This is a genomic window from Phycicoccus sp. M110.8 (genome assembly GCF_032464895.1).
Lineage (GTDB): Bacteria > Actinomycetota > Actinomycetes > Actinomycetales > Dermatophilaceae > Pedococcus.
In genome coordinates this window covers 418663-434358 of record NZ_JAWDIC010000001.1, presented here as the reverse complement: position 1 = coordinate 434358, position 15696 = coordinate 418663, and the positions used below count along the sequence as shown (strand labels likewise).

The 15696-nt window shown below is 73.0% G+C and carries 15 protein-coding genes and 2 tRNA genes; 9 read left to right on the top strand and 8 right to left on the bottom strand.

Annotated elements, in window-relative coordinates; all coding sequences use genetic code 11:
• Positions 1–430: 430 nt before the first annotated feature.
• Genes RKE38_RS02085 through RKE38_RS02070 form a run of 4 tightly spaced genes read left to right on the top strand, consistent with a single transcriptional unit; the run spans position 431 to position 4607 of the window.
• Positions 431–1528 carry a hypothetical protein gene (locus RKE38_RS02085; protein WP_316005798.1) on the top strand — a complete coding sequence of 366 codons (1098 nt, stop codon included), beginning with the start codon at positions 431–433 and terminating at the stop codon, positions 1526–1528.
• Positions 1529–1560: 32 nt separating this feature from the next.
• Entirely contained in the window at positions 1561–3117 is a 1557-nt protein-coding gene (locus tag RKE38_RS02080; protein ID WP_316005797.1) for a M81 family metallopeptidase, read from the top strand.
• Positions 3114–3890 (top strand): copper homeostasis protein CutC, encoded by a 777-nt coding sequence (locus RKE38_RS02075; RefSeq protein ID WP_316005796.1) that lies wholly within the window; start codon positions 3114–3116, stop codon positions 3888–3890. The genes RKE38_RS02080 and RKE38_RS02075 overlap by 4 nt, the downstream gene beginning before the upstream one ends.
• 18 nt (positions 3891–3908) lie before the next feature.
• Positions 3909–4607: a hypothetical protein gene (locus tag RKE38_RS02070; protein ID WP_316005795.1), complete on the top strand. Its 699-nt coding sequence runs from the start codon at positions 3909–3911 to the stop codon at positions 4605–4607.
• 37 nt (positions 4608–4644) lie between these two features.
• On the opposite strand, the gene RKE38_RS02065 is transcribed toward RKE38_RS02070, so the two are convergent.
• From RKE38_RS02065 to RKE38_RS02055, 3 genes are all read right to left on the bottom strand, one after another.
• Entirely contained in the window at positions 4645–5241 is a 597-nt protein-coding gene (locus RKE38_RS02065; protein WP_316005794.1) for a dihydrofolate reductase family protein, read from the bottom strand.
• A gap of 121 nt (positions 5242–5362) precedes the next feature.
• A complete protein-coding gene (locus RKE38_RS02060) occupies positions 5363–6262 on the bottom strand; it encodes an alpha/beta hydrolase (protein WP_316005793.1) in 900 nt (299 codons plus the stop codon).
• Positions 6263–6292: 30 nt separating this feature from the next.
• Entirely contained in the window at positions 6293–7228 is a 936-nt protein-coding gene (locus tag RKE38_RS02055; RefSeq protein ID WP_316005792.1) for a LysR family transcriptional regulator, read from the bottom strand.
• Positions 7229–7300: 72 nt separating this feature from the next.
• Between RKE38_RS02055 and RKE38_RS02050 the strand changes: the two genes are divergently transcribed.
• Positions 7301–8293 carry an EamA family transporter gene (locus tag RKE38_RS02050; protein WP_316005791.1) on the top strand — a complete coding sequence of 331 codons (993 nt, stop codon included), beginning with the start codon at positions 7301–7303 and terminating at the stop codon, positions 8291–8293.
• Positions 8294–8337: 44 nt separating this feature from the next.
• Here the strand turns inward: RKE38_RS02050 and RKE38_RS02045 are convergent, their stop codons facing one another.
• Complete coding sequence (locus RKE38_RS02045) at positions 8338–8736, bottom strand: NUDIX domain-containing protein (RefSeq protein ID WP_316005790.1); 399 nt, start codon at positions 8734–8736, stop codon at positions 8338–8340.
• A gap of 291 nt (positions 8737–9027) precedes the next feature.
• Here RKE38_RS02045 and RKE38_RS02040 point away from each other — a divergent pair, with 291 nt between their 5' ends.
• Both RKE38_RS02040 and RKE38_RS02035 read left to right on the top strand, forming a co-directional pair.
• Entirely contained in the window at positions 9028–9882 is an 855-nt protein-coding gene (locus tag RKE38_RS02040) for a hypothetical protein (protein WP_316005789.1), read from the top strand.
• Positions 9879–11369, top strand: coding sequence for a choice-of-anchor X domain-containing protein (locus RKE38_RS02035; protein ID WP_316005788.1), 1491 nt, complete (start codon positions 9879–9881; stop codon positions 11367–11369). The genes RKE38_RS02040 and RKE38_RS02035 overlap by 4 nt, the downstream gene beginning before the upstream one ends.
• A gap of 106 nt (positions 11370–11475) precedes the next feature.
• Here the strand turns inward: RKE38_RS02035 and RKE38_RS02030 are convergent.
• From RKE38_RS02030 to orn, 4 genes are all read right to left on the bottom strand, one after another.
• Positions 11476–11551, bottom strand: a tRNA-Lys gene (locus RKE38_RS02030).
• 103 nt (positions 11552–11654) lie between these two features.
• Positions 11655–12275 (bottom strand): copper resistance protein CopC, encoded by a 621-nt coding sequence (locus RKE38_RS02025; RefSeq protein ID WP_316005787.1) that lies wholly within the window; start codon positions 12273–12275, stop codon positions 11655–11657.
• Between the two features lie 72 nt (positions 12276–12347).
• Positions 12348–12423, bottom strand: a tRNA-His gene (locus tag RKE38_RS02020).
• A 142-nt stretch (positions 12424–12565) separates the two neighbouring features.
• Complete coding sequence (orn, locus tag RKE38_RS02015; RefSeq protein WP_410055421.1) at positions 12566–13192, bottom strand: oligoribonuclease; 627 nt, start codon at positions 13190–13192, stop codon at positions 12566–12568.
• Positions 13193–13262: 70 nt separating this feature from the next.
• Between orn and RKE38_RS02010 the strand changes: the two genes are divergently transcribed.
• Together RKE38_RS02010 and RKE38_RS02005 are read left to right on the top strand one after the other, a co-directional pair.
• A complete protein-coding gene (locus RKE38_RS02010) occupies positions 13263–14441 on the top strand; it encodes a PrsW family intramembrane metalloprotease (protein ID WP_316005785.1) in 1179 nt (392 codons plus the stop codon).
• Between the two features lie 29 nt (positions 14442–14470).
• Complete coding sequence (locus RKE38_RS02005) at positions 14471–15694, top strand: M20 family metallopeptidase (RefSeq protein ID WP_316005784.1); 1224 nt, start codon at positions 14471–14473, stop codon at positions 15692–15694.
• The last annotated feature ends 2 nt before the right edge of the window (positions 15695–15696 follow it).

Here is a 15696-nt window from a genome sequence, read left to right as displayed (position 1 = left end):
TGTCGGAATGCGTTGCGGGGCAGCACATTCGGGGACATACGGACCCCTGCGTCAGCAGCAGGTCGAGGTGGATGCGGCGGTATGCCGTGTGGCTGGTGGGCGTCGTGGCCATGAGGTGGTCTCCGGTCTCGTGCGTCCTGCCGGGATGGGCGGACGCGGGCTGGTGCGGGCTGGGGTCAGGCGCAGCAGCGACACCGCATGACGCCGTGGCACATGGACACCATGTGCGTGCGCGTCGTGGCGGTGGAGGAGGTCACGGCTCCAGTGGAGCACGGAGCCGCCCGACCCGTCCACGAGCGCCGTGCCGCGTCTCGCGGACCGGGACGTGGCCGGCCGCTGCGGGTCCGGAGCCGGAGCGCCCGTCGGCCGCGGGGGCAGAGCCTGGCCGGCGTCCTTGTGCTCGGTGACACCCGAGCCCGACACTGCCCGGGTGAGTGGTGTCACCGTCGCGTTCCTCGCCGTCGTCGGAGCGCGGTTCCTGCTGCCGCTGGCGATCTTCCGCTACCCCCTGCCGGCGATCCTGGCGTGCCTGGTCCTCGACGGTGTCGACCAGACCATCTTCCAGACCCTTGGCTACGACCCGCCGGGCTACCAGGGCTACGACAAGGCGATGGACGTCTTCTACCTCGCGATCGCCTACCTCGCCTCGATGCGGAACTGGGCGAGCCTGCCGGCGTTCCGGGTGGGGCGCTTCCTGTACTTCTACCGGCTCGTCGGAGTCGTCGCGTTCGAGCTCACCCACGCCCGGCCGCTCCTGCTCGTCTTCCCGAACACCTTCGAGTACTTCTTCATCGCCTACGAGGCGGTGCGCAGCCGGTGGTCCCCGAGACGGCCGTCGCTGCGGTGGTGGATCGGCGCCGCCGCCCTCATCTGGGTCGTGGTCAAGCTGCCCCAGGAGTACTGGATCCACATCGCACAGCTCGACCTCACCGACGTGCTGGGGCAGTACGCGTGGGCGCCGCCGCTCCTGGCCGGTCTGGTCGTGCTGGTGCTCGGCGTGTTCTGGTTCGTGGTGCGTCCCCGCCTGCCGGAGCCCGACTGGCCGCTGCGGGTCGTCGCCGACCCGCTGCCCGAGGAGGTCGACACCGCCGCCGAGCAGATGGCGTGGCACCGCGAGTACGGCGCGATCTGGTCGTGGGCGACGGGGGAGAAGGTCGTCCTCGTGGGCCTGCTGGCCGTCGTCTACGCACAGACCATCCCCGGCATCCGGGCCACCGACGCACAGCTCTTCCTCGGCGTCGGGGTCGTCGTCCTGGTCAACGCCGCCTTCACCCTGGCGATGGCGCGACGGGGCCGCAGCATCAGCTCGCTGGGGATCGCCTTCGCCGCGCGGCTCGCGGCCAACGTGGTCGTGGTGCTGGTCGCCGACCGGCTCTTCGGCCTGCACGGCGGCGGCGTGGACGCCGGGGCGCTCTTCTTCTTCCTGTGCCTCATCAGCCTCGTCACGACGCTGCACGACCGGTTCCGCCCGGTCCTGGCCGCACGAGTCGTCGCCGAGCGCGCGCTGGCTGTCGCGAATCCCTCCTGAGGCCGCGCTCGTGCCTTGGGTAGCGTGAGGCCGTGCCGACCCCGACCCCTCCCGAACGCAAGCTGCGGATCTCCGTGGTGGGGATGTGGATCGAGTCGTCCACGTTCTCGCCGCACCGGGCCCAGGCCCGTGACTTCCACGTCCTGCAGGATGAGGAGCTGCTGGCGCGGCACGGCGTACGACCGCAGGACGACGACGGGATCCGTTGGTACGGCGTGCACTTCGCGCGCTCGCTCCCTGGCGGCGCGGTCCTGGCCGACGTGTACCGGCACCACCTCGAGCGCATCTGTTCCGGTCTCCGGGACCTGGTCACCGACGGCGCCCTCGACGGGGTCCTGCTCGACATCCACGGCGCCATGAGCGTCGTCGGCCTCGACGACGCCGAGGCCGACCTCGTGCGTGCCGTCCGCGCCGTGGTCGGCACCGACACCGTGCTCGCCGCCCCGATGGACCTGCACGGCAACGTCTCCCGCGACCTCGCGGAGCAGGTCGACCTGCTCACGTGCTTCCGGATGGCGCCGCACGAGGACGCCGACGAGACCCGCGCGCGCGCCGCTGCGACGCTCGTCGAGGTGCTGCGGTCCGGCCGCCGGCCCGTGCGGGCGTGGGTGCCGGTCCCCGTGCTGCTGCCGGGCGAGAAGACGAGCACCAGGGTGGAGCCCGCCCGAAGCCTGTATGCCGCCGTGCCCGGGATCGCCGCCCGCGAGGGCGTCCTCGACGCGTCGGTCTGGGTGGGGTACGCGTGGGCGGACGAGCCGAGGTGCCAGGCCGCGGTCGTCGTCCAGGGCTGGGACGAGGACGCCTGTGCCGCAGGGGCTCGCGAGCTCGCCGAGCGGTTCTGGGCGCTGCGTGACGAGTTCGCCTTCGTCGGTCCCGCGGCCACGCTGGACGAGGCCGTCGACGCCGCGCTCGCCTCGCCATCGCGGCCGTACGTCGTCTCCGACTCCGGCGACAACCCGGGCGCAGGCGGCACCGGCGACGTGACGTGGACGCTGGCACGCCTGCTGCAGCGGCCCGAGCTCGTCGCCCCCGACGGGCCCACCACCCTGGTGGCGTCCGTGTTCGACGCCTCGGCCCTGGCGCACCTGCGCTCGTGCCGCGTGGGCGCGGAGGTCGACGTGGAGGTCGGCGGCCGCACGGTGCCCTCGCCCGAGCCGCCCGTCCGGCTGCGCGGGGTGCTGGTCTCGCTGCACGAGGGCGACCGCCAGGCCGGCGGTGTGGCCGTGGTCCGGGTCGGCGGCCTGCACGCCGTGGTCACCGAGTTCCGGACGGCGTTCCACGACGTCGCGGACTTCACCGCGATCGGGCTCGACCCGCGCGCGGCTGACCTCGTCGTCACGAAGATCGGCTACCTCGAGCCCACGCTGCACGACCTCGCGGCCGGCTGGACCCTGGCCCTGACCCCGGGTGGCGTGGACCAGGACCTGGCCCGGCTGGGGCACCACCGCATCCGGCGGCCCATGCACCCGTTCGACGGCGCGGCGCACGTGGGCGGTGGCTGGGAACCGGACCTGACGCCGGTCGTCCTCACGGGACCGGCCCGGGTCGACGGGACGACCCGGCCGGCGCCGACGACGGTGCAGGCATGAGCGCCGGCCCGCAGCGGACGCCGGCCCTCGAGCTGGCGGTGCAGGACGTCGCCGGCGTCAGGGTCGCGGTGCACCTGGGGCTCGAGCGGGTCGAGCTCTGCTCGGCCCTGGCGCTCGGTGGGCTGACGCCGTCCCTCGCCGTCGTGGAGGCGGCCGTGGCGGCCGCGGCGACGGCTGCGGGCGCGGTGGGCGTCCACGTCCTGGTGCGTCCCCGTGCCGGGGACTTCCGGTACGACGCGGACGAGGTCGACGTGATGGTGGCCGACGTGCACCGCGCGGTCGCCGCCGGCGCGGACGGGGTCGTCGTCGGTGCCCTCGACGACGCCGGGCTGCCCGACCCGGCGGTGCTCGACCGGTTGCGGGAGGCGGCGGACGGGGTCCAGGTGACGTTCCACCGGGCGGTGGACGTCAGTGCCGACCCGGTGAGGGCCCTCGACCTCGTGGCCGGCTCCGGCGTCACCAGGGTCCTCACCTCCGGCGGGGGACCCCGCGCCGTCGACGGTGCCGGCTGCCTGCGCCGCATGGTCGAGGTCGCGGCAGGCCGGGTCGAGGTCATGGCGGGGGCCGGCGTCGACGCGGCTGCCGTGCCCGAGCTCCTCGCCACGGGGGTGGACGCGCTGCACTTCTCGGCCAAGCGACGCGTGTCGGCACGCGGCATACCGCTCGGGCAGTCCGAGGACGGGCACGACGTCACGGACGAGGGCCTGGCCGCCGCCGTGGTCGCCGCCGTTCGCGGGAGTGCCGGTGTGGCGTCGCTGCGACTCGGTTCGTGAGGCGATAGACCTGTCGGCGTGACCCAGCACCACCCACCCCAGCGCAAGCACCCGGGCGAGGCGCGCCTCCCGGCCGCCATCGCCGTGGTGGTCGCCATCGGGCTGTACGCCACGCTGCCCGAAGGGCTGCTCGTGGGTCCCCGCGTCGTGGTGCCGGTCCTGGAGGTCCTGCTGTTCCTGCCACTCGTGGCGGCAAACCCGCGGCGGCTGACCCGCGAGAACCGCTGGCTGCGCCGCCTGGCCATCGGCCTCGTCCTGCTCATCGCGGCGGCCAACGCCACCTCGCTCGGGCTGCTCGTGGAGGCGCTCGTGACGGGCAAGGCCGAGCAGGGGCCGCGGCTGCTGCTCGCGGCCGGCCAGGTGTGGCTGACGAGCGTCATCGTGTTCGCGCTCGCCTACTGGGAGCTCGACCGCGGCGGTCCGGTCGTGCGCACCCAGCGGCCGAGGCCGCAGCTGCCGAACGCCGACTTCCGCTTCCCGCAGGACGAGGACCACGACGCCATCAGCGAGGTGGCACGAGGATCGTCTGCGCTGTCCGGCTGGGCGCCCGGCTTCATCGACTACCTGTACGTGTCGGTGACGAACTCCTCGGCGTTCAGCCCGACCGACACGATGCCGCTGACGCCGCGCGCCAAGATGCTGATGGCCGTCGAGTCCGTGTCGGCCCTCATGCTGTCGGTGCTCGTCATCGCGCGCGGGATCAGCCTGATCAAGTAGGCACCTCCGCCGTCGACGGCGCGGGCGCGGCGGCCGGTCAGCGCGCCCGGTCGAGCAGGACGCAGGTCGTGCCGAGCTCGCCGCTGCGGCTCTGCACGGGGACCCACGTGGAGGGCTCGAGGCCGTCCTCGAAGAGACGTGCGCCCCCGCCGACGACCTGCGGGCACACCGTGAGGCTGAGCCGGTCGACCAGGTCAGCCCGCAGCAGCGCGCGGATGACGCTCGACGAGGCGAGCATGACCAGGTCGCCGCCCGGCTGCTCCTTCAGCGACGTCACCACGGTCGCCGGGTCGTCGGCGGTCAAGGTGGTGTTGGCGCAGATGGGCTCGGTCAGGGTGTGGCTGAAGACGACCTTCTCGGTGTCGGTGAAGAACCGGCTGAACCGGCGGTCCCGTGGGTCGGCCTCGGGCATGTCGGCGACGGCGGGCCAGAACCCGGCGAAGCCCTCGTAGTTCTTGCGTCCCAGCAGGATGGTGGTCGCAGGGGCGATGACGTCGACCATGTGGTCGCGGGCGACGTCGGTCAGCGCGTGCGGCGCGATCCAGCCCATGTCGTGCTCGCCGGCGGGCCCGTGGGTGCGGCCGTCCAGCGAGAGGGTGATGTTGGCGACGACGGTGCGCGAGGTGTTGCTCATGGTGGTGTCCCTTCTCTCGGTGGGTTTCACCCCTGGGACGGAGCCCCGACCTCGTTCTCGACATCGCGCCGGAGCACCCGTTCAGGCTGCCTCCCCGACCGGGGCTGCCGCGCCCGTGCGGTCACGGCGAATCGGCGAGGGCCGGCAGGGCTGCGGGCTCGAACTCTCCTGACGTGTGCTCGAGGAGTGCCCGGACGAACACCGCCCAGTGGCTCGGGGGTGGCGGCTCGTGCCCCACCCCGTCGAGGACGAGGAGGGCTGCACGCGGGATCGCTTGTGCCAGGGCCTCGCCGTGCGGGAGGGGGAAGAGCGGGTCCGCCGTCCCGTGCACCACCAGGGTCGGTGCCGAGATGTCGGCGAGCGAACCGGCGGGGGCGGGCCCGGGGTCGAGGAGGGCGTGGTTCTGCGCCGCCGCGACGTCGGTGCTCCGCTCGACGACCTGCGTGGCGGTGGCCCGCACGCGGGACTCCTCGAAACCGGCCCGCATGAACGCCCGCTGCTCGTCGACGAGCCGATCGACCACGGCAGCCTTGTCGGTCCAGTCGGGCTCACCGCGTGCTGCGGCAGCCTCGAAGAGCGCGGCCAGCGCCGGTTCGACCCCCGGCAGGGAGGCTGTGACGCCCGGCAGGGCCGCCGTGGTGTCGATGAGGGTCAGGGAGCGCACCCGGCCCGGGTGCTCGACCGCGATGCACTGTGCCATGGCTCCGCCCATGGAGATGCCCACGAGGTGCGCTGCGTCGACCTCGAGGGCGTCGAGGAGCGCCACGACGTCGCGGCGCAGGTCGGCGCCGGTGTATGCCGGGGCGCCCGGCGGATACGTCGTGGACCGGCCGGTGTCGCGCAGGTCGTACCGGATGACACAGCGCCCGCCCGCTGCCAGCCGCTCGCACAGGCCAACGTCCCACCAGTCCATCGGGCTCGACATGCCGGCGACCAGCAGCAGCGTCGGGTCGTCGGGGCTGCCGAAGGTCTGGGTGCACAGCTCCACCCCGTTGACCGGGACCATCTGCTCGCCGCTCATACCGAGGAGGACCCGGACGCCGGCCGGAACTCATCGCAGCCCGGGTGTGGCGTCCTCGGCGTTGCGCGCGAGGTGGGCGGCGTCGGAGGCGATCTCCGCCAGGGCGTCGAGCACGGTGCGCACGGCAACCCGCTCGGCGACGTCCCTCCGCGACAGGGCGAGCAGGCGGCGTGAGGCACGGACCCCGACCAACGGCTTCAGGACGACATCGACCCTGGGCCGCGTCGTGAACCGCGGCAGCAGGGCGATCCCGAGACCGCGGGCGACCATCGCCTCGACCAGCCGGTTGTCGCGCACGCGCTGCACCCGTTCGGCCCTCCTGCCGGTGGCGTTCTCGACCGCGATCACGACGGTGTCGAACGGGTAGCCCTCCGGCACGCCGATCCACCGCTCGCCGACGACCAGCTCCGGTGTCAGGTGGTGGCGTCCGGCGAGCCGGTGGCCACGAGGAAGGGCGATGTCGAGGGGCTCCTCGACGAGGACGCGGCGAGCCAGGCGGTCCGACGGGGCACCGACGGTGCCGGTGATGGTGTGCCCGATGACGACGTCGTGGTCCGCGGCCAGGGCGGCGAACTCCGCCTCCGCCACGTCGACGTCGCGCACGACCACGTCGAGCTCGGTGTGCCCCAGCCGGTCCAGCAGCTCGGGGAGCAGCACCTCGGCCGCGCTGGGCAGCGCTGCGACGCTGACCGAGCCGACGGGTGCGTCGCGCAGCTCGTCGAGCCGGGCCTGGACGCGCTGGATCGCCGAGGCGACCTCCACGGCTCCTTCCGCCAGGACCGACCCGGCCCTGGTCAGGCGCAGGCCGCGCCCGTGGGGCGCGACGAGCGGCACACCCGCCTCGCGCTCTGCCGAGCGCAGCTGTTGGGAGACCGCGGACGGGGTCCGGTGGGTCGCGCTGGCCACGGCGGTGAGGGTGCCGCGGTCCGCCAGCTCTCGCAGGAGGTCGAGGTGACGGGGATCCATGTAGGCGACCTTAACCATCACTGCAGAAAGTTGCGATGGTGCTTCATCGTCGTCGTTGTCATGCTCGAGATCATGAGCACCGGTCTCCCCGCGTCGCACCGGCTCCTCGCCTGCGCCGTCGCCGTCATCTGGGGCGTCAACTTCCTCGCCATCCACCTGTCGCTGCAGCAGTTCCCGCCGCTGTTCCTCGTCGCCCTGAGGTTCCTGCTGCTGGCCGTCCCGACTCTCCTCCTGGTGCCGCGGCCGCGGGTGCCCGTCAGGTGGCTGGTCGGCTACGGCGTCGGCTTCGGCGTGCTCCAGTTCACCTTCCTCTACAGCGGGATGGCAGCGGGTATGCCGGCTGGGCTGGCCTCGTTGGTGCTGCAGGCGTCCGGCCCGTTCACCCTGGTGCTCGGCGCCCTGCTCCTGCGCGAGAAGGTCCTACCGCGACAGTGGGCCGGCGTGGCGATGGCGGCGTGCGGGATGGTGGTCGTCGGCGTCTCCCGCGCGGGCGGGGCCCAGCTCGTCCCCTACCTCCTCGTCCTGCTGGGCGCGCTGGGCTGGGCACTCGGCAACCTGTCCAGCCGTCTGGCTGCTCCCCCCAACCCGCTGCACCTGACGCTGTGGATGTCAGTGGTGGTGCCGGTGCCGATGCTGGCGCTGTCCCTGGTCGTCGAGGGGCCCCGGGCCATCGTGAGGTCGCTCGACACCTCCCTGACCGCAGCCGCGGCCCCCGCGTGGGCCGGACTGGCATACACCGTCGTCATCGGGACGGTCGTGGGATCGGGGATCTGGACGTGGCTCCTGGCCCGGCACCCTGCCGGCGTGGTGGGACCGTTCTCGATGCTGGTGCCGGTCGTCGGCATGTTGGCCGCCGGCGTCGCGCTGGGCGAGCGCCCGACACCGTTGGAGCTCGTGGGTGGGTTGGTCGTCGTGGCCGGTGTGCTCCTGGGAGCCGGTCGTGAACGCGGGGCGCCGGAAGCGCAGCGTCTGGGATGGCGCAGGCTGGAGCCATGGCGTGGGGCTGGGGGGACATCGCTCCGCCTGCGGGTCCCGCCGCAGGCCGGCGGTCGGCCCTCGCGGTAGCGCGCCACGGCGCACCGCCGGCCACGGGTGGCGGCCCCTCTCGGTCAGCTGCCGCGGACCGCGTCGAGGAGGGCAGTGCGCACGGGCACGTGCGCTGGCGGAGGCAGCTCGTCGACGTCGAACCACTGCACGCCGTCGTGCTCCTCCGGAGCGAGGTTCGCCGGGATGCCGTGCCAGTCCCGCACCAGCCAGGCACTGAGCCGGGCCGGTTCGCCAGCCGGGGCCACGACCAGCCGGCACAGGTGGGACGCCGTGTCGGTCGCCACGTCCACGCCGAGCTCCTCGTGCAGCTCGCGCGCGAGCGCCTCCAGCTCCGACTCCCCGTCCTCGACGACCCCGCCCGGCAGCTCCCACACGCCCGGGTAGGCACGCTTTCGAGCGCTGCGGTGGACCAGCAGGACCCGACGACCGCTCACCAGCGCGCCCACGACGACCTCCACCATCCGCACAGGGAACCACGCGGGTCCGACAGCAGGGCGCCGATCCTGGTCGGGTGTCCGACAGCCTGCTCTACGTCATTGGCGTGAGGACAGGCACGGTCACCTCGGCTTGTACTTGTTTGCAGGTCCGAAGGCCCTGATCCGCCCGGCGAGGACGGTATGCAGCCTGTTGGGCCAGTGCGGACCGGCCTGCCGAGGCCGGGTACACGGTCCTGGGGGACCGGCAGACAGGGCGGCCGTGGCAGGGGCGGACACCCGCAGCTCCAGTGGGCTCCGACGAGGAGGAACAAGACCATGTCTGCGACGACGCTCGAGATCCGCGACGGCAACCCGTGGTGGCTGAGCACCGACATCTGGGTCGTCCCGGGGAACGACCCCACCGGTCCGCCGGGCAGCCCCGTCGGCGGGCAGGGGGCATACGTGTGGGCCACGGTGACGAACCAGGGACCGGCGGACGTCACGGACGCCCGGGTGGACTTCGTCTGGGCCGACCCCTCGCTCCAGGTCGCCCGGTCGACCGCGCACCCGATCGGGTCGGGCTACGTCACTGTCGCAGCGGGGCAGTCCATGGACGTGCTGTGCCTGACGCCGTGGCTGCCGGTCGTCGTCAACGACGGCCACGAGTGCCTGGTGGCGGTGGTCGTGTCCGCGGCGGACCCGCTCCCGTCCCCGCTGCCGGACGCCTACGACCCGCCCACCTACCACCAGGTGGCGCAGCGGAACCTGACCGTGCTCCAGGCCGGCGGCCAGATGAGGGTGCTCACCCTCACCCTGGTCGCAGGGGCCAGGGTCGACAAGGCCGCCCACGTCCGGATCGAGGAGCGCCAGAGCCTGGACCGTGACCTGGCCGAGCACCTCGGCCTGTCGCACCTGAAACCGGCACGGGCGGGGACCGTCCGGGCCAGCCTGGCGGTCGGTCCGGCGCTCTGCCCCGACCCCTCGGCGCAGGCCAAGGGGAGCCGCGAGCTCGACGTGCGGGTGGCCGCAGGGACCCGGGTGCCGCTGCGGCTGGCCGTCGACGGCCGCCGCCTCGAGCGCGGGCAGTACGAGGCGGTCCACGTCGTCGAGCACGACGGGGACCGCGAGACGGGAGGAATCATGTTCGTGGTCACCCATGCCAGTGACACCCAGCATCGGGGGAAGTCATGACCGCCACGCCGTTGCAGGTGCTGAGCCGCCCGTTCGCGGTCGAGCCGATCACCCACGTCATGCTGCCGGACGGCATCTTCGACAACGCCATCTACAACCTCGAGATCACCTGCCACGTCACGAACACCTCGTCGGCCGACCTCACCGACGTCGAGGTCTACCTCGAGGGCGTGAGCGACCCGGGGGTGGCCGTCGTGCCGTACACCCACACGCTGCCTCGTGTCCCGGCGAACGCCACCATCACCGTGTCGTGGCGGGCGAACTTCGAGAACGCCAGTCCCGGCAAGCCGAGGGTGAGCGTCGTCGCCACGTCGGCGGGCTTCTCGTCGCGGCGCTCGCTGAGCCAGATCTTCGTGTCCCAGACCCGGTACGACACCAATGCCAGGGCGTGGACGTGCACCCTCGACGAGGGCACCCTGACCATGTCGAAGGTCAAGGTCATCGGCCCCGGTGACGACTGGGACCAGGACCCGGCGGACGGCAAGTGCCACGACAAGCCCCTGGGTCCCTGGGTGCCGGTCGGCTTCACTGCGGAGTGGCAACCCAACCCGGCCTACGAGGGGGTGCACGGCGACCTGCCGTTCTCCGACCCCTGGTGGAAGGTCGTGGCCCTCATCGTCTTCATCATCGCGGCGCTCGTGGGGATCATCGCGGCGGCTGCCGGCGCGGGCACCTTCAACGTCGGCGTGAAGGGCACGTTCGAGGAGACCGACCCCAGCGTGCACTGCTGCACCCCTGCCCCGAAGACCGAGTGGACCGTCGCCGGGGTCGCCGGCGCCATCGCCAGCGTCGCGCTCGCGGTCGCCTGTTCGGACGCTGCCGACCCCTGGTGGCGCGGGCAGGAGGCGACCCCGCCCGGTGCCGGGGAGAAGACGCTGGCGGAGAAGGTGGAGGCGTCGTGGAGCCTGCCGCAGGCCCCGAACGCGGGGGAGGCGTACACCGCCGACGTCGAGTGGACGTACACCCGCACGACCGACGTCGGCACGTACACCCACTCGGTGAGCGAGACACAGACGAACATCCACGTGTGCGACGACGTCACCGTCACGACGCCGGCAGTCGTGCACCTGTGGGACCCGTTGTGGGCGAACGCGACCTTCACCCGGCCCGACAAGTCCCAGTTCCGCGGACCCGAGCTCTACGGCCTGTGCGTCTTCAGGTCGCCGGGCCCGGACGGCCTGTTCTTCGTGGAGAGGCTGACCGACGACGGGCTCGGGAAGGATCCCGGCGCCAACGACGGCACGTATGCCGCGATGTTCGACCTCGAGCGCGCCGCGGGCATCCTGGCGAAGAACAAGCTGCCGGTCGACGGGCGGTGGCGGGTCTTCGTCTACGGCCAGGACGTCAACCTCACCAAGCCCGGCACGCCACCGGAGGTGGCGGCGCAGACGATCGGTGGCTTCATGGTGGCCAGCGCGCTCACCCTGACCTTCGACCCGAACCTGCCGTGCCCGCTCAAGGCGCAGGCCGTCATCGACGTGGTGTGAGGCCCCGCCACGGGGGTGCTCGCCGGCCGTGCCGTCCCCCTCGCACGCGCCGGCCCACCCCCGACACGCCGAAGGCCCGCGACCGTGGGTCGCGGGCCTTCGGTGGTGGTGCGCCATCAGGGACTCGAACCCCGAACCCGCTGATTAAGAGTCAGCTGCTCTGCCAATTGAGCTAATGGCGCGCGAGGAGAGACAGTAGCAGCACGGTGCCGTCCACGTGAAATCGGCTGCTGCGGCGGTTCTTTCGCCGCCCGGAACCGGGCTGGCGGTGGGTGCTCGGAGCGGTCACCCGGCCCGGCGGCGACGGGTCGCGGCGACCACGGCCGTGCCCGCGGCGAGGGCCAGCGCGGCGACGCCGACGGCCAGCCCCAGTCGCTTGGTGCGCCCGTCGTCGGCGCTCGCCGGCGCCGCGTCGGCCTGGACCGCCGTCGCCGTGGCCGAGGGCGCGGGCGAGGAGGACCCGGCCGACGGCGTCGCGCCCGTGGTCGCGCTGGGCGACGCCGACGCCGCCAGCTGGAACGTGGTCGTGTCGGAGACCGGGTGGCCGTCGTCGCTGACCACCCGGAAGGCCACGGTGTAGCGGCCGTCGGCCAGGCCCGAGCGCAGCGCCTGCGTCACGACGGCACCGTCGACCGCCGCGCGCCCGGTGCCGACGGACCCGCCCGGCCCGGTGACGGTCACGGTCGCGAAGCTCTCGCTGATCGGGTCGTCGAAGGTGAGCACCACCTGGGTCGGGGCGGTGGTGAGGCGCGAGCCGTCCGCGGGGGACACGGTCTTCAGCGCCGTGTGGGCGTCCGCGCCGACGGCGAAGACCACCTGGGCCAGCACGCCCAGCAGCAAGCCGAGCACCGCCGCCCAGACGGTGATGCGGACGACCTTCTGCTGGCGCTTGGTGGGGACGAACACGCCCTCCATGGTGCCGGACGCGGCCGGGGAGGCGACGAAGGCCCCCGACCTGTCGGTCGGGGGCCCTCGGTGTGGGGTGAGTGACGGGACTTGAACCCGCGACATCTGCGACCACAACGCAGCGCTCTACCAGCTGAGCTACACCCACCATGCGTCGCGGCCGGACGCTGCCGGCCGCTGAAGCGACGCCAATAGTACCCGTTCCCCGGGGGTGCTCGTGACCACCCCGGCACGACCCCGCGAGGGCGCCGGCCACGCGCCGCCGCGACCGGCCGGCATACGCCGCAGGCTCAGCCGTGGTCGACCACGTGCTGCGCGGCGATCGACTTGGCGGTGTCGCTGTCCGGTCCGGGCGGGGGCACGAACACGGCCTGGCGGTAGTAGCGCAGCTCGGCGATGGACTCGCGGATGTCGGCGAGGGCGCGGTGGCCGCCGGACTTCTTCGGTGCGTTGAAGTAGGCGCGCGGGTACCAGCGGCGGGACAGCTCCTTCACCGACGACACGTCGATGATCCGGTAGTGCAGGTGCGCCTCGAGCTCGGGCATGTCGCGGGCGAGGAACCCGCGGTCCGTCGCGACCGTGTTGCCGCCCAGCGGTGCCTTGCGCGGCTCGGGGACCCACTCGCGCACGTACGCGAGCACCTGCGCCTGCGCGTCCTCCATCGTCGTGCCGCTCGCCAGCTCCTCGAGCAGCCCGGAGGTCGTGTGCATGTCGCGCACGAACGGGTCCATCTGCTCCAGGGCCTCCGGCGGCGGGGCGATGACCACGTCGACGCCGTCGCCGAGCTGGTTGAGCTCGAAGTCGGTGACGAGGGCGGCCACCTCGATGAGTGCGTCGTCGCGCAGGGACAGCCCCGTCATCTCGCAGTCGATCCAGACGATGCGGTCGTTGACGGAACGTTCGGTCGGGGTGCTCACGACCGCCACCTTATGGCGCGGGCCGCCGCGACGCGGGCCGGTCCCCAGGTGCTGCACTAGCCTGCCGGTCATGACCTGGGGACAGGAGCAGGGGTATGCCGGGCCGCCGGTGGCGGGGGCCGGCCCCCACCCGGAGGCGTCGGGGCGCGGCAGCAGCCGGGCCGCCGTCCGTCGGTGGCTGCTCGGCGGCCTCATCGTCGTCGGGTTCGCCGTGGCCGCCGTCGTCCTGGCGGTCTACTACAACGCCACCCTCGGGGTGGTGACGACCCTGTTCGCGGTGCTGCTGGCGGGGATCCCGCTCGGCATCGTCATCCCGTCCTTCCTCTGGCTCGACCGCTTCGAGGCCGAGCCGAACCGCTACCTCGTCGTCGCGTTCCTCTGGGGTGCCCTCGTCGCGGCGCTCGCGGCCGGCGTCTTCAACACCGGCGCCAACATCGCCTTCCGCGCCGCCACCGGCGCGGACGAGCCGGCGATGCTCGCCACGGCGATCTTCTCCGCACCACTGGTGGAGGAGGCGTCGAAGGGCCTGCTCGTGCTGCTGGTCTGGCGGCTGCGGCGGCGCGAGTTCGACGGGATCATCGACGGGATCGTCTACGCGGGCGTGGTGGCGGCCGGCTTCGCCTTCACCGAGAACATCCAGTACCTCGGCATGGCGTATGCCGACGGGGGAGACCAGGCGCTGACCGGCACCTTCGTCGCCCGGTGCCTGTTCACCCCGTTCGCGCACCCGATGTTCACGGCCATGACCGGCATCGGCATCGGCATCGCCGCGTCGACCCGCAGCCGTGCGCTCAAGGTGCTGGCGCCGCTCGTGGGCTACCTGCTGGGTGCCGCCCTGCACGCGCTGTGGAACCTCGCGGCCTTCAGCGGCGGCAACGGCCTGCTCGCGGTCTACCTCGTCGTCGAGGTGCCGATCTTCCTCGGCTTCGTCGCCCTGGTCGTCTGGGCGCGGCGGCGGGAGGGCCGGCTCATCGGCCGCTACCTGAGCCAGTACGCCGACGCCGGCTGGTTCAGCCGCGGCGAGGTGCAGATGCTCTCGACCATGTCGGGGCGCCGCGCGGCGCGGGCGTGGGCCCGGGGCGCGGGCGGCCGGCGGGGGCTGTCGTCGATGCGCAGGTTCCAGGACGCGGCGTCCGAGCTGGCGCTGCTGCGGGCCCGCATGCAGCACAGCGCGGCCGACCGGCAGGCGCTGGAGACCGAGCGTGAGCTGCTCGGCTCCATCACCGCCGCGCGGCAGCAGTTCCTGTAGTCGGACGAGCCACGCACTAGCGTGCACGGATGCGCACCCTCGACCTCGCCGAGTCCCTCCGCCCCGACCTCGTCGCCCTGCGGCGCGAGCTGCACCGCTTCCCCGAGGTGGGGATGCACCTGCCGCTGACGCAGCAGGCCGTCGTCGACGCCCTCGCGGACCTCGACCTCGAGGTCACCCTGGGGCGGGACCTCTCCTCGGTCGTCGCCGTGCTGCGCGGCCGTGGCGGTGACCCCGAGGGCGAGCGCCCGGTCGTCCTGCTGCGTGGCGACATGGACGCGCTGCCGGTCACCGAGGACCTGCCGCTGGAGTACGTGTCGAAGCACGAGGGCGTCATGCACGCGTGCGGCCACGACCTGCACGTCGCCGGGCTCGTCGGCGCGGCGCGCATCCTGCACGAGCTGCGGGACGAGCTCGAGGGCGACGTGGTCTTCATGTTCCAGCCGGGGGAGGAGGGGCCCGGCGGTGCGAAGCCGATGATCGACGAGGGCCTGCTCGACGTCGCCGGGCGCCGCGTCGACGCGGCATACGCCCTGCACGTCTACTCCTCCGAGCACCCCCGCGGCACGTGGTTCGGGCGGCCCGGCCCGCTCATGGCGGCCGCCGACGAGGTGTACGTGCGCATCGTGGGTGCCGGTGGCCACGGCTCCCAGCCGTTCCGGGCCAAGGACCCCATCCCCGTCGCGTGCGAGGTCGTGGTGGCGCTGCAGACGCTGGTGACGCGGCAGTTCGACGTCTTCGACCCGGTGGTCGTCACCGTCGGCAAGTTTGTCGGCGGGACCAAGGACAACATCATCCCGGACGACGCCGTCTTCGAGGCGACCGTGCGCAGCCTCTCGCCCGAGAGCCGTGCGGAGGTGAGCCGGCGGATCGAGCAGCTCGCCACCGGCATCGCCGCCGCGCACGGGCTCACCGCCGAGGTCACGCACCTGCCGGGGTACCCGGTGACCGTCAACGACGAGGCGGAGTACGCCTTTGCCAAGGACACGATCGTCGACCTCTTCGGCGAGGACCGGTACACGCACCAGCGCGACCCGGAGATGGGGTCGGAGGACTTCTCGTTCGTCGGGGAGCTCGTGCCCAGCGCCTACGTCAACCTCAGCGCCTGCCCGGCCGAGGACCACGAGTCGGCGCCGGACAACCACTCGCCGCGGGCCGACTTCGACGACTCGGTGGTGCCCGACGGCGCGGCCCTGCTCGCCGAGCTGGCCCTGCGGCGCAGTGCACAGCTGCGTGCGGGGATGCGCCCCTAGAC

Bases quoted from the DNA above. Each gene is read 5' to 3' on its own strand.
- RKE38_RS02075 (WP_316005796.1), top strand. From the start codon at position 3,114: ATGAGCGCCGGCCCGCAGCGGACGCCGGCCCTCGAGCTGGCGGTGCAG.
- RKE38_RS02065 (WP_316005794.1), bottom strand. From the start codon at position 5,241: ATGAGCAACACCTCGCGCACCGTCGTCGCCAACATCACCCTCTCGCTG.
- RKE38_RS02060 (WP_316005793.1), bottom strand. From the start codon at position 6,262: ATGAGCGGCGAGCAGATGGTCCCGGTCAACGGGGTGGAGCTGTGCACC.
- RKE38_RS02055 (WP_316005792.1), bottom strand. From the start codon at position 7,228: ATGGATCCCCGTCACCTCGACCTCCTGCGAGAGCTGGCGGACCGCGGC.
- RKE38_RS02050 (WP_316005791.1), top strand. From the start codon at position 7,301: ATGAGCACCGGTCTCCCCGCGTCGCACCGGCTCCTCGCCTGCGCCGTC.
- RKE38_RS02045 (WP_316005790.1), bottom strand. From the start codon at position 8,736: ATGGTGGAGGTCGTCGTGGGCGCGCTGGTGAGCGGTCGTCGGGTCCTG.
- RKE38_RS02040 (WP_316005789.1), top strand. From the start codon at position 9,028: ATGTCTGCGACGACGCTCGAGATCCGCGACGGCAACCCGTGGTGGCTG.
- RKE38_RS02035 (WP_316005788.1), top strand. From the start codon at position 9,879: ATGACCGCCACGCCGTTGCAGGTGCTGAGCCGCCCGTTCGCGGTCGAG.
- RKE38_RS02010 (WP_316005785.1), top strand. From the start codon at position 13,263: ATGACCTGGGGACAGGAGCAGGGGTATGCCGGGCCGCCGGTGGCGGGG.
- RKE38_RS02005 (WP_316005784.1), top strand. From the start codon at position 14,471: ATGCGCACCCTCGACCTCGCCGAGTCCCTCCGCCCCGACCTCGTCGCC.